This is a genomic window from Thioalkalivibrio sp. HK1, from assembly GCA_000583135.1.
GTDB lineage: Bacteria > Pseudomonadota > Gammaproteobacteria > HK1 > HK1 > HK1.
Map to the genome: position 1 here is coordinate 22,666 of JFBG01000027.1, position 19,598 is coordinate 42,263.

General features: G+C 59.8%; 18 protein-coding genes. 7 read left to right on the forward strand and 11 right to left on the reverse strand.

All coding sequences use genetic code 11. The features are described 5' to 3' along the window. Together BF99_RS23365 and BF99_RS0108605 are read left to right on the forward strand one after the other, a co-directional pair. Nucleotides 1-510, forward strand: coding sequence for a hypothetical protein (locus BF99_RS23365; RefSeq protein WP_197019088.1), 510 nt, complete (start codon nt 1-3; stop codon nt 508-510). 670 nt (nt 511-1,180) lie between these two features. Beyond that, entirely contained in the window at nt 1,181-2,482 is a 1,302-nt protein-coding gene (locus BF99_RS0108605) for an MFS transporter (protein ID WP_025770540.1), read from the forward strand. On the opposite strand, the gene coq7 is transcribed toward BF99_RS0108605, so the two are convergent. Then, complete coding sequence (gene coq7, locus BF99_RS0108610) at nt 2,473-3,084, reverse strand: 2-polyprenyl-3-methyl-6-methoxy-1,4-benzoquinone monooxygenase (RefSeq protein ID WP_051482847.1); 612 nt, start codon at nt 3,082-3,084, stop codon at nt 2,473-2,475. The two genes, BF99_RS0108605 and coq7, sit on opposite strands and share 10 nt — an antisense overlap. A gap of 513 nt (nt 3,085-3,597) precedes the next feature. Here coq7 and BF99_RS0108625 point away from each other — a divergent pair. Both BF99_RS0108625 and BF99_RS0108635 read left to right on the forward strand, forming a co-directional pair. After that, nucleotides 3,598-4,845 carry an MFS transporter gene (locus BF99_RS0108625; RefSeq protein ID WP_025770543.1) on the forward strand — a complete coding sequence of 416 codons (1,248 nt, stop codon included), beginning with the start codon at nt 3,598-3,600 and terminating at the stop codon, nt 4,843-4,845. A 209-nt stretch (nt 4,846-5,054) separates the two neighbouring features. Beyond that, nucleotides 5,055-5,978, forward strand: coding sequence for a DMT family transporter (locus BF99_RS0108635; RefSeq protein ID WP_038097839.1), 924 nt, complete (start codon nt 5,055-5,057; stop codon nt 5,976-5,978). 39 nt (nt 5,979-6,017) lie between these two features. On the opposite strand, the gene tatC is transcribed toward BF99_RS0108635, so the two are convergent. From tatC to BF99_RS23725, 6 genes are all read right to left on the reverse strand, one after another. Further along, nucleotides 6,018-6,812 (reverse strand): twin-arginine translocase subunit TatC, encoded by a 795-nt coding sequence (gene tatC, locus BF99_RS0108640; RefSeq protein WP_025770546.1) that lies wholly within the window; start codon nt 6,810-6,812, stop codon nt 6,018-6,020. Next, a complete protein-coding gene (gene tatB, locus BF99_RS0108645) occupies nt 6,809-7,468 on the reverse strand; it encodes a Sec-independent protein translocase protein TatB (RefSeq protein ID WP_025770547.1) in 660 nt (219 codons plus the stop codon). The genes tatC and tatB overlap by 4 nt, the downstream gene beginning before the upstream one ends. A gap of 198 nt (nt 7,469-7,666) precedes the next feature. Further along, entirely contained in the window at nt 7,667-7,930 is a 264-nt protein-coding gene (gene tatA / locus BF99_RS23930) for a twin-arginine translocase TatA/TatE family subunit (RefSeq protein ID WP_081759187.1), read from the reverse strand. Nucleotides 7,931-8,017: 87 nt separating this feature from the next. After that, entirely contained in the window at nt 8,018-8,776 is a 759-nt protein-coding gene (gene hisIE / locus BF99_RS20565) for a bifunctional phosphoribosyl-AMP cyclohydrolase/phosphoribosyl-ATP diphosphatase HisIE (RefSeq protein WP_038097846.1), read from the reverse strand. 422 nt (nt 8,777-9,198) lie between these two features. Further along, on the reverse strand, nt 9,199-9,807 hold the full coding sequence (locus BF99_RS0108675) for an MT-A70 family methyltransferase (RefSeq protein WP_025770550.1): 609 nt from the start codon (nt 9,805-9,807) through the stop codon (nt 9,199-9,201). A gap of 45 nt (nt 9,808-9,852) precedes the next feature. Further along, nucleotides 9,853-9,996, reverse strand: a complete 144-nt coding sequence (locus tag BF99_RS23725) for a hypothetical protein (protein WP_231471347.1) — start codon at nt 9,994-9,996, stop codon at nt 9,853-9,855. Nucleotides 9,997-10,399: 403 nt separating this feature from the next. Between BF99_RS23725 and BF99_RS0108690 the strand changes: the two genes are divergently transcribed. Beyond that, the gene (locus BF99_RS0108690; RefSeq protein ID WP_025770553.1) at nt 10,400-11,359 is read left to right on the forward strand and encodes a complex I NDUFA9 subunit family protein; all 960 of its coding nucleotides are present in this window, start codon (nt 10,400-10,402) and stop codon (nt 11,357-11,359) included. A 314-nt stretch (nt 11,360-11,673) separates the two neighbouring features. Then, entirely contained in the window at nt 11,674-12,609 is a 936-nt protein-coding gene (locus tag BF99_RS0108700; RefSeq protein ID WP_025770555.1) for an AEC family transporter, read from the forward strand. Nucleotides 12,610-12,654: 45 nt separating this feature from the next. Here BF99_RS0108700 and BF99_RS22905 read toward each other — a convergent pair whose 3' ends face one another. Beyond that, nucleotides 12,655-12,804 carry a hypothetical protein gene (locus tag BF99_RS22905; protein WP_156013235.1) on the reverse strand — a complete coding sequence of 50 codons (150 nt, stop codon included), beginning with the start codon at nt 12,802-12,804 and terminating at the stop codon, nt 12,655-12,657. A gap of 52 nt (nt 12,805-12,856) precedes the next feature. Here BF99_RS22905 and ppsA point away from each other — a divergent pair, with 52 nt between their 5' ends. Next, nucleotides 12,857-15,262 carry a phosphoenolpyruvate synthase gene (gene ppsA, locus BF99_RS0108710; protein ID WP_025770556.1) on the forward strand — a complete coding sequence of 802 codons (2,406 nt, stop codon included), beginning with the start codon at nt 12,857-12,859 and terminating at the stop codon, nt 15,260-15,262. Nucleotides 15,263-15,364: 102 nt separating this feature from the next. Here the strand turns inward: ppsA and BF99_RS0108715 are convergent, their stop codons facing one another. From BF99_RS0108715 to BF99_RS0108735, 3 genes are all read right to left on the reverse strand, one after another. Further along, nucleotides 15,365-16,999, reverse strand: a complete 1,635-nt coding sequence (locus BF99_RS0108715) for an FAD/NAD(P)-dependent oxidoreductase (RefSeq protein ID WP_025770557.1) — start codon at nt 16,997-16,999, stop codon at nt 15,365-15,367. A gap of 49 nt (nt 17,000-17,048) precedes the next feature. Then, nucleotides 17,049-18,257 carry an aminopeptidase P family protein gene (locus tag BF99_RS0108720; RefSeq protein ID WP_025770558.1) on the reverse strand — a complete coding sequence of 403 codons (1,209 nt, stop codon included), beginning with the start codon at nt 18,255-18,257 and terminating at the stop codon, nt 17,049-17,051. Between the two features lie 399 nt (nt 18,258-18,656). Continuing rightward, nucleotides 18,657-19,496, reverse strand: coding sequence for an isopenicillin N synthase family dioxygenase (locus BF99_RS0108735; protein ID WP_025770559.1), 840 nt, complete (start codon nt 19,494-19,496; stop codon nt 18,657-18,659). Between the last annotated feature and the right edge of the window lie 102 nt (nt 19,497-19,598).

A 19,598-nucleotide genomic window follows, 5' to 3' on the forward strand; every position in this document is an offset into this window, starting at 1 on the left:
ATGGCGTTGATCGTGATCCTCTTCTCTCTTTGCTCGCCTTCGAGGGAGATATCGATATCCAGACCGGAATCTCTGGCCAATGCGAAGAGCAGTTCGCCCACCGGCACGTTCTCCACCGCCACCGACCAGGTTTCGAGCGCATCCTTCGGCGGGGGCGAGGATATCGGGGGCGAAGATAGGGGCGGCGAGGGTAGCGGCGGGGGCATCCAAGCCGGCGAGGGAATCCCCTCGTCCTCGGATTCATCGAAAGCATCTCGGGTGGCAACGAGCGGATCGGGGGCGACCGAAGGCGAAGAGGCAAGGCGGGCGGAGCCCGTCCTCGATGCCGGGGCTTCGACGACCTTCGATGAGGGTCGACTCGGTCCGGTGCAAGCGGTGATGGATCCGATGAGCGCGAGCGAAAAGAGGCAAGCGAAGATCGCCGAAGGCTTTTTTCGCCCGAAAGGGATTCCGACTCGGCAAGGGATGGCGAAAGCCCCCGAATGCCTTCGGATGAGGATCGAGCCTTGAAGGAGGAATCGAGCGCAGCCCCGGGCCATCGCTTTTTCGGTGCCCCGCCCATCGGGGAGGCTTCCGGTCGATGCCTCGATCGCTTGCCTTCGATCGGTGATTCGTCGAATTCCCCGAGGCATCGAGGGTGTGGTGTTTTGGATGCGCATGGCTCGCCTTTTTCTCTTCGAGAGGCTTTGATCCGCATCATCGGGCGAAAAAGAACGAATGCCCCCTCCCTAAGTGCCCGTATCGTGTAAGCGAAAGTCCCATCGAAGATGCGAACGAAGGGAAGGTTCACGGGAATCACGCTTGTTTCGCTCGAACGACGCCAATCCCGGGGATGCTCCCAAACCATCGGCGGCGCATTGTTTTGAAAGGAGAAAAATCCCTCCATCCCTTGACGGCAATGCAAAAAAAAATCCTTCGGCCGAACGGGCGAAGTCCTCTTTCGAGGGTTTTGGAAAAAAGGATCGAAGGATCGAGGAATCGAAGAGAATCGAGGGAAATCGAGAGAAACGACGAGAGAAAATCAAAGGCGCGGATGAATCGAGATGCCGCCCGATTCGAAGGATGAGCATCGACCCGTCAGCGGCGAGAATACGGGTCGATGCCGACGGGCAGCAAGGGATCGAGATGGGTATTCTTTGCGGATCGAATACGAAATGCGGATGCTTCGAGGATCTTACGAATGACCAAAATCAAACGCCTGCTCGAAGATCGGGCGATCTTCTCGTGGACGCTCTACGACTGGGCGAATTCGGTCTTCGCCACCACCGTCATCGCCGGCTTCTTTCCGGTCTTTTTCAAACAATATTGGAATGCGGGCACCGAGGCGGTGGTCAGCACCGCTCGGCTCGGATTCATCACCTCCCTTTCCGGCATCATCATCCTGGTCGCCGCCCCCCTGATCGGCATCCTTGCGGATCGAAGAGGCGAGCGCAAGCGATACCTCGCTCTTTTCACCTTGATCGGGGCCGGGGCGACGATGGCGTTGTGGCTCGTCGACAAGGGTCAATGGGGCCAAGCCGCCGCCGTCTATGTCGTTGCCGCCACCGGATTTTCCGGCGCCATCGTTCTTTACGATTCGCTGTTGCCCGCGGTCGGCTCGCCCGAGAACTACCATGAAGTCTCCTCTTTGGGGTTCTCGCTCGGATATATCGGCGGCGGGGTGCTCTTCGCCCTCAATGTCGCCACCACGCTCAAGCCGGAATTCTTCGGTTTTTCCGATAGTGTGGAGGCGGTGCGTTTTTCATTCCTGCTGGTGGGGATCTGGTGGCTGCTTTTCTCCTTGCCTCTTTTTCGCCATGTCCCGGAGCCGCCTCGGAACCTGCGTTCCGGTTTGATCGAAAGCGATCCTCCGAAAGCGAAGGCGGGCAAGAAAAAATACTCATATAAGGAGATTTTTCATCACCATCGGATGGCGGGGCTTTTCCTGCTCGCCTATTTTTTCTATATCGATGCGGTGCATACCATCATCCGCATGGCGGTGGACTACGGGCTTTCGATCGGACTGCCATCGACGAGCCTGATCGTCGCCTTGCTGATCACCCAATTCGTCGGCTTTCCCGCGGCCTTGGCTTTCGGGTGGATTGCCCATCGCTTCGGCGCCAAGCCTGCCCTCTATACGGGCTTGGCGGTCTATACCGGCGTGATCGTCTACGCCCGGTTCATGTCATCGGAGCTGGAGTTCTATATTCTGGCGATCATGGTGGGGTTGGTGCAAGGGGGGGTGCAATCGGTATCGAGGTCGCTTTTCGCCCACTACATTCCCTTGGGTCGTAGCGGGGAATTCTTCGGATATTTCAATATGATGGGCAGATTCGCGGCGATCATCGGCCCGGCTTTGGTGGGAGCGGTGGGGCTTTGGACCGGCGATGTTCGAGATGGAATTCTCGCGGTTTTGATCCCGCTGCTGATCGGAATGGCACTGATCATCCCGCTGCGAGAGTCCGCGCAAACCGAACGAGCCCCTTCGCAAGTTCAAAGATAATAGGCGCTGCAAGTCATCGACTTCGATACATGACGCATCAAACGACGAACGATTCGGGGCAAGGGAACGCCCCCGGCGGCGATGGCTCCGGTGGCATGAGCCTGCTCGTCGGCGCGCATCCTTTCGAGGATGCGACGGCTACGACGATCCCCGGGCGGCAGCCGCTCGAGGTGTCGATCCAGATGCTCGACGACTTGATGCTCGGTTTCGGCGACGAAACCCAGACTGTATCGATCCCCCGCCCTTGCCGCCATCGCGCCGATGGCGAAAGAAGCGGCGTACCAAAAAGGATCGAGACGACTCGGGGCGGCATCGAGCTCCGAAAGCCGCTCCCGACACCAAGCGAGGTGATCCCCCTCCTCGGTGGCGGCCTTTTCCATCGCCTCCCTCACCGCCGAGTCGCGCGCTCCGAGAGCCTGTCCGTGATAGAGCGCTTGGGCGGCGATTTCACCGGCGTGATTCACCCGCATCAAGCCTGCCGCATGGCGACGCTGGGCCCTCGTCAACGGCTCGTCGGCGACCCCCGATGCGGGACTTTGTTCCGAAGTTCCGGATTCGACCCCGGCCACGGCCCGAAGCGCGCGATCGAAAACGCCGACCATACGATCGCCGAAATCGGATTCGCTCGGGCGATGACCCGGAACCGAGCGATCCCGCCGATGATCCCTTTTCGACATCGGACACTCCCTTCGATGGGCATCTTGTTGATGGATAACCGTTGATGGACAACAGTCGATGGAAATCTTGCCGGGACATTCGAGGATCGACGAATCGATGCGATCTTTTTTCGCACCGGAGCGTCGATATGAATATCGATACCGGCTCTTGCTTGCGAAACCCGCCGACATGATTTCGAAAACCATGGATCCCGCCAAGGCCCCGTCCGATGATTTTACGATGGCACCGAAGGGGCTATCGGGGGATCTTTCGGCCGTTGCCTCGATCCATCGGCATCGGCGCTTCTACCTGCGATCGATCCATCCGTAGATGGCGCATCGACTCATCCATCGGGGGCGAAGGCGCTCGTCCCTTATCCGAGTCCTGCGAAAAAACACCCGCCCGATGCGGGGCTTGGGCGGCACATCGAGCGCATCGATCCTTAGGTATCTTGCCCGATGAGCGCCCGCAGTTCCGAATCGAACCCGACCCCCGCCGGCAAACCTGCGGGGTCTCGCTTTGCGGCCTTGACCGAGCCCGCCTTCCGACGCTACTGGCTCGGATCGATCGGAACCATCGGCTCCACCCAACTCCTGTTCATCGGCATGGGCTGGCTTGTCTTTCAGCTGACCGGATCGCCCTTCGATCTCGGTCTCGTGGGGCTGTGTCTGTCGCTGCCCGCCATCGCCTTCAGTTTCATCGGTGGAGGGCTCGCCGATACCTTGGATCGCCGCCGCATCCTCTTTGCGACCAATCTCGCCTTGGCGATCGTATTGCTGGCGCTGGCCATCGCCGACCGCTTGGAAGTGGTGGAGGCTTGGCATGTACTGATCGCGGCCACCGCCTACGGCATCATCGCCGGATTCGATTGGCCGACCCGCCAATCATTCTTTCCGACCCTGCTCCCCCCTGAAAAGTTGCCGAGCGCGGTGGCCCTGATGTCGATGCTGTGGCAAGGCGGGCGCATGGCCATACCGGCCATCGGGGGAACGCTGATCGCCGCCGGCGGAACCGCCGGGGTCTTCGCCCTCGGGGCCTTGGGATCTGTGGCGATGTGCGCGGTGCTCTACAAACTGCCCTCGGTTGCGAAAAAAGAACCGGAAGAGGCTCCGGGGCTGCCGGCGGGGATTCGCTTCATCCTCCATGAACCCCTCTTTTTCACCTTGATCGGTCTTACTTGGGCGCTGTCCTTCTTCGGCATCTCCTATATGCAGATCATGCCCGCGCTGGCCGACCTCCTCGGAGCCGGCAGCCGGGGTTTCGGGGCGATGGTCTCGGCATCGGGGGTCGGATCGCTGATGGGGACGGCGCTGGTGATGATGCGAAGGCCGCATATCCGAAATCCGCGGCGTTTTCTGCTGTCGGCGCTGACGGGAGCGGGCTGCGGGCTGGCCGCGTTCGCCTTGGTCTGCTGGAACGCCCAAGGTTGGGATATCGCTTGGTACCTCGCCGTGGGCATCATGGTCCTAACCCACACCTGCGCCTCGATCTTCTACGTGATGACCATGATCGTGCTCCAACAAAATGTGCCGGAGCATCTGCGCGGACGGGTGATGGGAGTGCACGGCATCGGCTTCACCTTGATCATGCTCGGCGGGGTGTTCAGCGGCGGCATGGCCACTTTGCTGCACCCGGCGGCCGCGGTGCTGATCGGATCGATCATTTTGCTCATCGCCACCGCGATCGGGAATCGCTGGTTGCCTTGAAAAATCGACACTCGATTGGGTCGATCCGATCCCGAATACGCGATCGAAGGGATCCGGTTCGACAGCGCCGAGAATAGAGCATCTTGGAAGGATTGCGATGACCATGAAAAAGCGATCGATGCCTCGCCCATCGGGAGATTCCTCGATGGACACGATCCATCCTCGGCTCGCCCCGAAGGGATGCACCCACAACCCGAACGAGAGCCTCGATGCCGCATAAAGCGCCCTTTGCCAACGATCGCATCGTCTTGGGTACGATGCTGATGCTGGGCTTTTGCCTGACCGCCCCCCTGCTCGATGTCTGTGCGAAGCTGGCGGCCGCCACCATTCCCGTGGGTCAGGTAACGGGGGCGCGTTTTTTGGTGCAATCCCTGATCATGCTACCGGCGCTGATCCTGTGGCGCTATCCGCTGCGCTTCGATCCCGCCTTGCTGCGACTTTTATTCGCCCGCGCCTTGCTGCTGGTTCTTTCGACCTTCTGCTTCGTCGCCGCCATCGCCTCGATGCCGATCGCCGATGCCCTGGCCATCGCTTTCGTCGAGCCCTTTTTGCTCTTGCTGATCGGAAATTACGCGCTGGGCGAAAAGGTGGGGCCGCGCCGATTGGCCGCCTGCGCCGTCGGATTCATCGGGGTTTTACTGGTCATCCAACCCAGTTTCGAAGCCTTCGGCGCGGTCGCCTTCTTCCCTTTGGGCACCGCGCTTTTCTTCGCCCTGTACATGCTGATCACCCGATCTTTGAGTCGCCGCATCCAAGCCGTGCCCATGCAACTCCACTCGGCGTGGATCGGCACGCTGATCTGCCTGCCGATCCTGCTGCTCGCCGAGGGTAGCGGGATTCAAGTCTTGGATCCGGTGATGCCCCAGGGGATATTTTGGTTTTTCCTGATCGGGGTCGGCGCCGCCTCGTCCCTCTCTCACCTGCTGATGAGCCTGGCTTTGAGCCATGCCCCGGCCACCGTCCTGGCTCCCTTGCATTATTTGGAGCTGGTCAGCGCCGCGGCTTTGGGCTATTTGGTCTTCAAGGACACGCCGAACGAGCTGGCGCTGGCGGGGATGGCGGTGATTATCGGCTGCGGTTTGTACATCATCCATCGAGAAAGAGTGCACGAACGCCGAACGAACAAGCCTTAGGACCCTCTTCTCGAAGAACCGAGCCCCATCGGCTTTTTATCATACGGCCTGCTCTTGTTTCTCCCGGCGCACATAAAGACGGGAGAAGATCACCCCGAGCTCGAAAAGGGCCCAAACCGGCAGCGCCAGCAGGGTTTGAGAAATCACATCCGGGGGTGTCAGGAGCATCCCGACCACGAAGGCGCCGACGATGATATAGGGGCGTTTTTTCGCAAGCGACTCGGGGGTGGTAAATCCGGTCCAGACCAACACCACGGTGGCGATCGGAACCTCGAACGCCAATCCGAAGGCGAAAAAGATCTTGAGCACGAAATCCAAATAACTGCTGATATCGGTCATCACCTCCACCCCTTGGGGGGCCACCGCCTGGAAGAATTTGAACATCAGGGGAAAGACCACGTAATAGGCAAAAGCCATCCCAAGATAAAAAAGGAAGGAGCTGGTGACCATCAACGGGAAGACGAGGCGCTTTTCGTGCCGATAGAGCCCGGGGGCCACGAATGCCCAAAACTGATAGAGGATGAGAGGAAGGGCGATGAGGACGGAGCAGGCAAGGGCGAGTTTGAAGGGGGCGAGGAAAGGCGAGGCGACCTGGGTTGCGATCATGCTCGCCCCTTCGGGCATCGCCAAGAGCAAGGGCGCCGAAAGCCACTTATAAAGATAGTTGGCGAAGGGCATCAGGCATAGCAGCACCACCGAAACCGCGATCACCACCCGCACCAAGCGGTTGCGCAACTCCACCAAATGCTCGACGAAAGTCATCTCCCCTTGGGGCGAGGCGGCCCCGGCGGGGGTCGATGCGGCGGGATTCTCCTTCGCCGACTCCTCGCTCATCGGGGTGTCTCCGATGCGGATCGAGCCGCCTCAGGCGCAGGTTTTTCCTTCGAAGACACGACGGGATCCGCCCCCGGGGGCGAGATATCCCCATTCGATCCACCGACATTCGTTCCATCGGCCGATGCCCCGAAAGAATCGCTTTGTCCTTCGTCGGCCGAGCGGGCAGCAAAAGCGGGGGCATCGTCCGCCGCCGTCGGGACTTGGGGATCGCCCGAGGAATCTTCCTTCTTGGATGCAAGTTTCGAAGACGATCCCGATCCGGTGGCCGGCTCATCGGGCTTTTTTTCGTCTTTCGATGCGTTTTCGGGGCGATCGGGGGCGATCGAAGGGGCGTTTTTCGGAACTTGCGCAGACGAAGACGCCGGGGAATCGACGGATTCGATCGCGCTTTTCGCCTCTTCGAAAACCTCCTTCGTTTCGTTGGCCGCCTCTCGAATCTGCGTGAATTCGGAAGCGGGCTTGGCCAATTGTTCCTTCCACTCTTGGAGGCGCACCTCGCGATCGATATCGTTCTTGGCTTGGTTGATATAGCGCCGTATCCGACCCATCCACAATCCGATGGTACGCACCATCTTCGGCAAACGCTCGGGGCCGACCACGAGCAAGGCGATGATGCTGATCAGGGCGATCTCGAGAAAGCCGATATCAAACATGGCCGAAGTCCGGCATCACACTCTCCGAAAAACGCATCATCCGAAGGCGAATAAAAAAGGCCGTCGAAACCCGAGCGGCGATCATGCGCCCGCCGCCCGAGGCACGAAGCAAAACCCGAAAAAACGCTTCGAAAACGATAAAGCGGCGGGAACGAGAATATCTTTGCGCCCGATGACCGAAAAAGTCCGGTTTTGCGATCAATCGCCGCGCTTTTTTTCGGTGCCGGATTCGGGGGGATTCGATGCGGTGCGGGCCGCGGCGGGCTCCTCCTCCTTGGAGGATTTTTCCTCCCCTTCGAGGGCGGATTCCTCTCGCGCCTCGGCATCGCCTTCCTTGACCGCTCCCCGGAAATTGCGGATCGCGGCCCCGAGGTCGCCGCCCATATTGCGAAGCTTCTTCGTACCGAAGAGCAACAACACGATCAACAATACGATCAGAAGCTGCCAGACGCTGATCCCCATGCCCGTCTCCTTGATGTTTTTCAAACCGCCGCGAACGATCGAGATGGCAATCCCGATACTTGAAACTGTAACGCAAATAAAAAGGGATCAGCGAGCGGCCTTCTCTTCGAGGCCCGATCGTCCGAAGCGGCGGGAGAGCTCGTCGAACACATCCGTCGGGGAGAGCCCATGGGACGAAAGCAGCACCATGCTGTGAAACCACAGATCCGCAACCTCGTGCACCAGCGCCGCTCGATCGCTGCCTTTGCCCGCGATGATCGTCTCCGCGGCTTCCTCGCCCACCTTTTTCAATACGGCATCGACTCCTTTGGCGTGCAAAGAAGCCACATAAGACTCATCGGGCGGGGCGCCTTTGCGCGCATCGATGATCCTCGCCAGATCGGTCAGAACATCCCCGCTCGGGGCAAGAGGCAGGATCGGCGCCGCTTTTTCCTCGTCCGCCGGTACCCGCCCATCCTCCCCTTCTCGGTAGATCTCCTCGGCGGGGATGCGCACCGGCTCCACATCCACCCAGCGATCCCCCTCGAGCCTGCGAAAGAAGCAATGCTCGCGGCCGGTATGGCAGGCGATCCCGCCGACCTGATCGACCGCCAAGACCACCGTATCCCCGTCGCAATCGAGACGTATCTCGTGCACCCGCTGAACGAATCCGGATTGTTCGCCTTTGCGCCACAAACGCTGCTTCGAGCGCGACCAATAGACCGCCCGCCCCTCGCGGGCGGTGGCGGCCAAGGCCTCGCGATTCATCCACGCCAGCATCCATAGGCGCTTGTCATCTCGGCCATAGGCGATGCAAGGCACCAAACCCTGATCGTTCCAACGGACCTCATCCAACCACGCGCTCACTCGTCCGACTCCGTTTTCGATTGCGATACTTGCGGTTTTCGCCTTTTTCCCGGCGCCGATTTTCGATCGTCATCGATCACAAAGGGGGCAAGGCGGAAGGGTTGTCGAAATACCCGACGAGGCCTTCGCTCTATCGATCCGATGCGGGCAATTCGAGACGAGACTTCTCATCGACAATTCTTTCGGGTGCGAGGCGAGGCGATCCTCCAAGCGATCCATCGCTACCTTGGCGGGGGAATCGTCATGGGGCGGTATCGAAAGCCGCGGATGCAAGATTATATAGAACGCAAAGCCCGGGATCGGGGCATGCGCTCGACAACGCTCACCTCTTTTGCGCTTTGGAGCGACGACGATGCCCGTCGAAAGCATTCCGATGCCTTATCGCTTCACCATCGCCTTATCGCTTCGACATCGCATCGATCCTATCGGCCGACCATCGGGCGCTTTGCACCCCATTGCGCTTCCAGCCCCCATGCTTTCCAACCGGCAGCCGGCTCTCGGGCAAAGAGCTCGATCTTCGATTGATCGGGGAACATCGATTCGATCCTGCGCCGCACCTCGTCCGGCTTGCGCGAATGCCCCTGCCGGGGCTCGCATACGAGTTGGCGAATATTCCTCGCCCCCCTGGGCGAGGGGATCTTCCCCTTCTTGAACGCAAGGCACATTTCGCACTGCGAAAGGGTGTAATAGCCGGGATTGGTCTTGCACTTATCCCAAACGAAGGCGACGGTGGCCCAAGCGAAACCCCAAGCCTTGCCCAGATCGATCGCCTGATCCAGATGCGGGGAGGTCGCCCATAAAAAAAGCAAGGAATCGTCGGCGGCGATCCGATCCACCGGCAGGGTCTTCAAATCCGCAAGCCTGACCGTCGGATAGTGGCGCATCGCTCCCCCGGAATCGCCGCCCCCGGCCCCGCAATGTTGGAGCTGTCCCTTGTAATCCCACGGCGGGTCGGCGTAGATCACCTCGTATCTCTTCGACGGCATCGGCGGAAATAACGAAGCCCTCCCGCTCTTGGCATGGCCCGACATCTCGATCCTCCCTCCTTGTCCGGTGTGATCGATTCGAAAAGTGCACTATCCGGCTGCAATATCCGGCTGATCGAATATCCCTTCGACGCTCGATCGGGCATCGAGATCGAGCAAGGCGGCTCTCATCGATGCCTGACGATACCCGTCGTTGTCAACGATACCCGTCGCCGGTACATCTCGCCCGCACATCGCAGATCCGGCGCAAAACGATGATCCGAAAGCGCAAGTATCGTGAAGCCGGCGCCCTCGGGTCGATCCGAAGGCGCCCGGATGATAAGCACGAATGCGATCATCGGCGGCGAGGCGGGGCATGAAAAAGATGGCGGCGTTTCGATCCCTCGATCTTTTTTCGCACCCTCTTGCGATCCAATCGCCCTCGCCCCGGCCGTGGATCTTTGGATAAAAACGCCGATGAACCAAGCGATCATCGGATCCAAGGATCGCCTCGATGATCGATGGGCGAGCGAAGTCTTATAATTTCAACCGCATTCTTCCAACCGCATGCTTCTTGGCGGTCTTCGAAAAAACCTCGAAGATCCGGATCAAGGAATCAAGGCGGCGATGCGCCGACGAAGAGGATGAAAGAGCATCGATGAAAACGAGAAAGATCGCGATCTTGGGTGGATCGGGCTTTGTCGGCGGGCACTTGGTCGCCGCCTTGGCCGAGCGCGGGATGGCATCTCGCGTCATCACCCGAAGGCGCAACCGTACCCGTCATCTGTTGGTGATCCCGAGCTGCGAGGTGGTCGAGGGGGATATTTTCCAACTTGCGGATCGACAACGGCACTTGGCGGGCTGCGATGCGGTGGTCAATCTCGTCGGCATCCTCAATCAGGGCCGATCCGCACTTTTCGAGGATGTCCACGCCCGCCTCCCGGCATCCATCGCCGCCGCCTGTCGTTCCCTCGATATCGGGCGCATCGTGCATATCAGCGCCTTGGGGGTCGCAAAAAACGCCCCCAGCGAATATTTGCGTTCGAAATTCAAAGGCGAGGAGGCAATCCACGCCGCCGGTGGGGATATCCGGGTCACCAGCATTCGCCCGAGCATCATCTTCGGCCCCGGCGACAGTTTCTTCAATCGTTTTGCGAATTTGCTGTCCCTGTCGCCCTTGGCCTTTCCTTTGGCCTGCGCCGATGCCCGCTTCGCCCCGGTTTGGGTCGGGGATGTCATCGAGGCCATCCTTCGCATCCTCGATGACGATTCGACCGACGGCCACCGGTACGAACTTTGCGGCCCCGAGGTGCAAAGCCTTCGAGATCTGGTGCAATTCACCGCCGATGTCACGGGCAAAAGACGATGGATCATCGATATCGGCCATCGTTTATCTCGCCTGCAGGGCATCGCGATGCAAAATCTGCCGGGGAAGATCTTCACCTTGGACAACTACCTCTCGGCGACGGTGCCGAGCGTGTGCAAGGATTCGGGCTTCGCTGCCTTGGGCATCGAACCTTGCGGTATCGAGAGCATCGTGCCCGCCTATCTCGGGGCTCGGGAAAAAAACGCTCGTTTGAGTCGCCTAAGAAGCATGGCTCGACGATCGGATACTTGACATATCCAAAGCCGAGAAAAGATCGGGTATCGATCCGACGCGACCCGATACACCCCGATACATCGGCCCGATATCGCATAAAACCCCATCTTTCGGAGATCGAAGGCCACAAGAACGAAGCCCGACCTCGGGGCTTTCGTCCTTCGGGTTTTGCGTTTTCCGGTCGCCCCCTTCAACCGATGATGCGCTCTTTTTGCGATAACCTGGCTTGCGATCGATCCTTCGTGAATCGGCTTTCGAAGTCGGATCACATGGCCGGTCGATGAGCGATCGCCCAAGGCCTCGATGATCCTCGCCGGAGATCGATTTCTACGATGTACGCAATATTCATCGAGACCCTGCCCTTCTTTGCGATCATCGGGCTCGGCTATCTATCGGGGCGAAGCGGATTCTTCAGCGAAGAGGCCACCGATTGCCTCACCCGCTTCGTTTTCTATTTCGCCCTCTCGGCGATGATCTTTCGCTTCTCGTCGAATCTTTCGATCGAGGATATCTTGCAATGGAACTTCGTCGCCGCCTATCTCTGCGCCTCGATTTCGGTCTACGCCCTCGCCTTGATCGTCGCCCGCTTGCGCGGCATCCGCATCGAGGAAGCGGTCATCGAGGCCCAATGCTCGGTCGTCGGGAATGTGGGTTTCTTGGGGATCCCCATGCTCTCGCTGCTGATGGGCGAGGCCGCGGTCGGCTATATCATGATCGTCTTGGCGATGGATCTGCTGGTCTTCGGAACCCTGGCGGTATCGGTGATCATCGCTCGAAGAGATGGTCGGATGAGCCTTTCGCTCGGGCGCGTCCTGTTGGCGGGTCTGCTGCGCAATCCGATGATCATGTCGCTCACCATCGGTCTCCTCTGGTCGACATGGAACCTTTCGATCCCCGGTCCGGTCGACGAGTTCATGACCCTGCTAGGAGCGGCCGCCACCCCCGGGGCGCTCTTCGCCATCGGGGCCTCGCTGGCCTCGAAGTCCACGGAAAGGATCGAGGTGGCCGGTTGGCTGTCTTTTTGCAAGCTGATCCTGCATCCGGCGGCGGTGGCGTTTTTCGCCCTCGCGGTCTTTCCGGTCGAGATCTTCTCGGCGGCGGTGATGATCGCCCTTGCTTCCTTACCGGTCGCCGGGAATATCTACATCATCGCCCAGCATTACAAGGTCGCACCCCAACGGGTCTCGGCCTCGATCCTGCTCTCGACCGTCTTCGGCATCGTATCGGTCTCGCTGATCATCGCCCAAGCCGAAACCCTCTACCGATGATGGATTTGCCTTGCGGATCGAACGAGCCGCATCGAAGCTTTCTTGTCATTCATCGATGCCAAGCGAACGATTCCACCGAGCGATCCCGAGCATGGCCGAGAGCGTGTAGGGGGTATCCTTATCGGCATCGTCGGCTTGGCCGCCCTCGCCATGGGCATCGAGCCGCCTTGACGTCGTTTGGAAAAGTCTTTGCAACGCTCAATCGCAACGCTCAATCGTATCGCTTCATCACCAAGGAGAGTCACCCATGGAGCGCACCCTTCCCCTGAATCGAATGGGCATGGAGGATCTTCCCCGGGTCGGTGGAAAAAACGCATCGCTCGGGGAGATGATCAAGGCGCTTTCCGCCGCCGGGGTGCGCGTACCCGGGGGCTTTGCCACCACCGCCGACGCCTTTCGGGAATTCCTGGAAAGCAACGATTTGTCGCGGCGCATCCAAGGGCGGCTTGCAACCCTCGATAGCAAGGATGTACGGGCGCTGGCCGATGCGGGCAGCGAAATCCGCTCGCTGATCCGCAGCGCCCCCCTGCCCGCCGAGCTCGAAGAGGAGATCCGTCGGGGCTATGCGGCGCTTTGCGAAGGTCTCGATCAGGATATCGCGGTGGCGGTGCGCTCCTCCGCCACCGCCGAAGACCTCCCGGATGCCTCCTTCGCCGGGCAGCAAGAGACCTTGCTCAATGTCCGAGGAGCGGATGCGGTGGTGGATGCGGTGCGCGAGGTCTTTTCCTCTTTATTCAACGATCGGGCGATCTCCTATCGCGAACACCGGGGATTCGTGCACGAGGAGGTCTCTCTCTCGGCCGGGATCCAGCGCATGGTGCGAAGCGATATCGGCGCCAGCGGGGTCGCTTTTACCATCGATACCGAATCGGGCTTCCAAGACGCCATCTTGATCACCTCGGCCTGGGGCCTGGGCGAAATGGTGGTGCAGGGGCAGGTCAACCCCGACGAGTTCTGCGTCTACAAACCGGCTCTCGTCGCCGGCAGACCGGCGATCTTGCGCCGGGAGCGAGGCAGCAAGGCCTTGAAGATGATCTACCACCGAGATCCGGCGCAAAGGGTGGAAATCGTCGACGTCCCCCACGAGGAGAAACTGCGCTTTTCCCTCGACGACGATGACGTGATCCGCTTGGCGCATTACGCCTTGGCCATCGAGAATCATTACGGTCGGGCGATGGATATCGAATGGGCGAAGGACGGTATCGACGGCGAGATTCATATCCTGCAAGCACGGCCGGAGACCGTGCAAAGCCGAGGGGGCGAGAAGGATCCCAAGCAGACCATCGAACGCTTTTCCTTGCGCGAGCGAGGGCCGGTACTGGCCGCCGGACGCAGCATCGGCCAAAGGATCGGGGCGGGAAAGGCCCGGCGGGTGCTCGATGTCGGGCAGATGGATCGGGTGGAAGAAGGCGACGTATTGATCACCGACATGACCGACCCCGACTGGGAGCCGGTGATGAAGCGGGCCTCGGCCATCGTCACCAATCGGGGCGGACGTACCTGCCATGCCGCGATCATCGCCCGCGAACTCGGCATTCCCGCAGTGGTCGGCACCGGCGATGCCACCCGCAAAATCGAGGAGGGAACCGAGGTCACCGTCTCCTGCGCCGAGGGAGAGACCGGGTATGTCTACGGGGGACGGCTCGATTTCGAATGCCGGCGGATCGATGTCGATACCATGCCCCCGATCCCGGTCAAGATCGCGATGAATATCGGCAATCCGGATCGCGCCTTCGCCTTTCGCGCCCTGCCCAACGCCGGGGTCGGCCTTGCGCGACTCGAATTCATCATCGGCAACTCGATCGGCGTGCACCCGCAAGCGCTGCTGGACTTCGAGCGCTTGCCCATATCGGTCAAGGAACAGGTGGAAGAGCGGATTGCGGGATATGGCAGCCCGCGCGCCTTTTTTATCGAAAAGCTGGTGGAAGGGGTCTCGACCATCGCCGCCGCTTTCCACCCCAAACCGGTGATCGTCCGTCTTTCGGATTTCAAATCCGACGAATACGCCAACCTCCTGGGCGGCGATCTCTACGAGCCCGACGAAGCCAATCCGATGCTCGGTTTTCGCGGGGCCTCGCGCTATGTCTCGGAAGGATTCCGAGCCTGCTTCGAGCTCGAGTGCCAAGCCCTTCGCCGGGTACGCAACGAAATGGGGCTGACCAACCTCGAGCTGATGGTGCCCTTCGTCCGCACCTTGAACGAGGCGCGCGATATCCAATCCCTGCTCGCCCATAACGGGCTCGAACGGGGGCGCGACTCCTTGCGGGTGATCATGATGTGCGAGGTTCCCTCCAACGCCATCCTCGCCGAGGAATTCCTGGAATATTTCGACGGCTTGTCGATCGGCTCGAACGATCTGACCCAGATGACGTTGGGGCTCGATCGCAACTCCGCCCTCGTCGCCACCCATTTCGACGAGCGCGATCCGGCGGTCAAGGCCCTGCTCCGGCGGGCGATCAAAGCCTGTCGCGATCAAGGAAAATATGTCGGCATCTGCGGCCAAGGGCCCTCGGATTACCCCGATTTCGCGCATTGGCTGGTGGACGAGGGAATCTCGAGCATGTCGCTCAACCCCGATTCGGTCGTCGATACCTGGCTCTATCTGGGAGGGAAAGGGGGAGCGGTATCCGCATCGAGCGGCGAGGCATCCTGATCCTTGCGATGGGCCGACGAACCCTCGCCGAATGCCCGAAAAGCAATACCCGAAAAGCGAGTACCGATCGATAGGCGATCCGCCCCTTGCTACCGGGACTCGCTATCGGGGCTCGCCGCCGGAGTTGTCCTCGTTGAGAGAGTCCTCGCCCCGAATCGCTTCGATCTTCGGCTCATCGAGCGATCCCTTTCGCTCGACATCGCCCGTTTCCAGATTCGCCAACTGCCCCAAACGAAGGGGGCGAATCGGCGGGCGGATACGAAAATGCCCCGGATCCTCATCCGGCGGCGACGGATCCGAGCGATCCTTCCCTTGGCTCGTTCGGCGAGCGTGGTCCTCGAAGATCGCGCTCACGATCCCGGCGCACATTCGCCCCTGACAAGGACCCATCCCGCAACGAAGAAAGGCTTTGAGCTGATTCGGGCCGGAGCAGCCCTGTTCGATGGCGCGCTCGATATCCGCCACCGAGACCTCCTCGCAACGGCAAACCATCGTGCGTAGATCGCGAGGGCGCAACACCTCGTCGGCGGGCTCGAAGATGCGTTCTAAAAAACGCCGAAAGCGTCGTTCGAATGCCAATGCCTTGAATGCCGGGCGGGCCAGAGCGTTGCGGCGACGGCGATCGATCCGACCCAAATGATGCGCCGCCGAGAGGGCCGCGATCCGCGCGCTGTGCACCGCCGCCGATGCCCCGGCAATACCCGCACAATCCCCCGCCACCCATACCGCCCTTTCCCGACCATCTCGCTGCGTTTGATTCCAATCATCCGTCAACGGACGAAGGGCGTGTTGCCGCCGATCCCATCGATGGGCCAACGACGCCGCCAGCGTAAGATGCGCATTGGCGATCACCCCTTCATGCAGCAAGGCGAGGTAAGCCGGGAGGCGTCGATGGCAAGAGCGATGCTCGAAACGAACCGCTTCCACCCGCCCCTCGCCCTCGATCGCAAGATCGCTCACGCCGCGCAGCACCGGCACCCCTTTGCGCACGATCTCTTGGCGCCAGCGAAGACCCTTGTAGAGATCCTTGGGCCTTGAAAACGCATCGGGCAAGGAGGAAAAGACTCGCCGGAGTCGATCCGAGGGGGTGGTGAGCAACAATGCCCTCACCGACACCCCGGCCATCAACAACTGCTTGGTGGCCAAATAAACCAAAGGACCGGAACCTGCGATCACCACCGGGACATCCGGCACCATCCCGGATGCCTTGAGCATCGATTGCACCGCCCCCAGACCCATCACCCCGGGCAGGGTCGCACCCGGCACCGGCACCGGACGCTCCAAGGAGCCGGTGGCCACGATCACCGTCTTGGCTTGCAGCAACCGGGCTCGCCTGCGATGAACGATGCCGATCTCGACCAGATCTTCACGAAGGGCCGGGGATCGGCCGCCTCGAGCATCCGCTCCCTGACCATCGAAAGGACACTTAAGCGCCAGATCCCATATCGAAGCCCCCGGCAAATAGCGCGCCCCGCATCCCCGAAAGGCATCGACGAGGGCCATGCCCCTTCGATAGTCCTTGCCCAGCAAATCCGCCGGGCCGGCATCGGCGCCGGACTCATGCGCACAAATCCGCTCGATATTGCGATAGACCTGCCCGCCCGGTGCGCCTTGCTCATCGAGAACCAAGGTCTCGATACCATGCGCCCTGGCTTCGATGGCGGCGGCCATCCCCGCCGGACCGGCACCGATCACCGCCAGCTCGACCGGCGACGATGCAAGGGGATCTTCGGACATCTCCTTGACTCATCCTCGGTAGGCGTCGATATAAGAGTCTTTTCCTTATCTAACCCACCAAATTGAAGTCGGGGCCGTAGGGATAGGCGGTGATATTTTCCGCCCCCCGCTCGCCGATCACCAAAATATCGTGCTCGCGATAACCCCCGGCTCCTGCTTGGCCGACGGGGATCGTCAGCATCGGCTCCATCGAGATCACCATCCCCGGTTCGAGGACGGTATCGATATCCTCGCGCAACTCGAGCCCCGCCTCCCGTCCGTAATAATGCGAGAGCACCCCGAATGAATGACCGTAGCCGAAGGTGCGATATTGCAGCAGATCCCGCTCTTTTAGGAAAGCGTTGATGGCTTCGGTCACTTCGGAGCAAACCGCCCCGGGCTTGAGCAGGCCGATGCCGTATTCATGGCTTTCGACATTGGCCTGCCATATCTTCATGCTCGCAGGATCCGCCTCGCCCAGAAAAAGGGTGCGCTCCAAGGCGGTGTAATAACCCGATATCATCGGAAAGGCGTTCATCGAGATGATATCGCCACGCTTCAAATATCGACCGGTCACCGGATTGTGGGCGCCATCGGTATTGATACCCGATTGGAGCCAAGTCCAGGTATCCCTGTATTCGGCATCGGGAAAGGTTTTGGCGATCTCCTTTTCCATCGCATCGCGACCGGCCATCGCGATATCGATCTCCCGAGCCCCCTCCTTGATCTCCTCGCGCATCGCATAGCCACCGACATCGGCGACCCTCGCTCCGGCTCGAATCAAGGCGATCTCCTCCTCGGATTTATACATGCGCTGATGCATGATCTCGTGGCAGATATCGACCGTCCGAGCGGGCGCCAGGAAATGCTGCACTTTGTCGCGATTGACGAGGGTCAGATGGTCGCCCTCGTAGCCGATCGTCCTTCCCCTGCCGGTGATCGATTCGACCGTGCGCCAAAAGTTATCCCTTTGCCAATCGGTATAGGTGATATTGTCTCCGTGGCATCGGCGCCAAGGCTGCCCGGCATCGACTCCGGCGGAAATCGTCACGCACTGATCGTCGGTGACCACCAATCCGTAGGTTCGTCCGAAAGCGCAGTAAAGAAACCCGGAGTAATAGGCCACCGAATGCATCGAGGTGAAAAGGGCGGCGTCGACCGACAACTCGCTCATCGAGCGTCGCAGCCTCGAAAGACGCGCATCGTATTCATCGTTGGAAAAAGGCAACGGGGCCTTTTCGCCGTTATGAAAGCGGTACATCTGGGGACGGGATGTCATGATCGATCCTCCATTGAAGAGCCTTGCGAAAATCGCCGGAAAAAAACACCCTTGAACGAGCCCTCTCGTCGGTGATGAAAGCCTCGAAATTCTCTTACCCGAAACCTTCGCTTTGCATTCGAATGATCTTCGATATGATCGATGAGCGATTTTGCCCCGGGATCATGGGCCCAAAGATCAAAAATCGCCTTTGATCGCTCGGGTTTTTTCGATCGTCTTTTGCTGCATCGACGTGATTTAAGATCGATAAAACGATATTTCCCGGACATCGACAAGGGCATCGATCCCGATACAAGCGATGGGTCGATCCTTCCATACCGGGTGATCGATATCGTCGGGTTTGGCTTGGAAATCGTTCAATCGCCCGCCATTCGAATGCCTGTCGAATACTTAAGCGCTTCACTTGACGCCCAGCTCGCGCAAGCGCTCCTCCAAATAATCCCCGGCGGTATAGCGTTCGGACAATACCACATCCGCCCTCGGATGGAGGAAGGTGGGCAAGGAAATACGAGAGCGCTCGGCCATTCGACCGGTGGGGTTGATGACCCGATGGATCGTGGATGGAAAATATCCGCCGGTGGCCTCTTGCAACATATCCCCGGCATTGACGATCAGATAGCCGAAATCGCAAGGGACATCGATCCAGTTGCCATCTGTGCGCCTGACTTGCAAACCCGGCTGATTGGAGGCCGGAAGCACGGTCAGGAGGTTGATATCGCTATGGGCCGCCGCTCGCACCGCCCCGGCTTCCTCCTCCCCCGTCATCGGGGGGTAATGGAGCACGCGCAACAGCGTTCGATCGCTGCCTTCGATCATCTCCGACAAGGGCATGGATAGCCCGGCAACGACCTCTTCGGGAACGCTTCGCTGAATTCCGCTTAGCAATCGGGTGGCGAAGGCGTTGGCCCGATGATAGTAATCCATGACCTCTTCTTTGAGCCCGGCCGGGATACGCCCCCAAGGATAGATGTGGTAGTACTCCTTGATATCTTTTTTCGTATGACCCTTGGCGGTCTCGGCGATGGCAAGGGGAAAAAATCCGTCCTGATTCGTTTTATCGTAGAAGTATTCGTGCTTTTCCCCGCTATCGAAAAAGGCTTGCCAGCTCCGATAGATGGACTCGACCAATTCTTTGGGGATCGGGTGGTTTTTCAATACGCAAAATCCGGTATCTATCAGCGAATCGACCAAGCGCTCCAAGGCATCGGGGGCCGTGTAATCAACGGTGGACAACTGCATGGGTCGCTGGTCCTTATCCTTCGAAAAACACCGATATCATCAACCGGCAGGGATTCGGCTTTCAATCTCGGGCGGTCGAAGTCTCGATCGAAGATTCGCCGT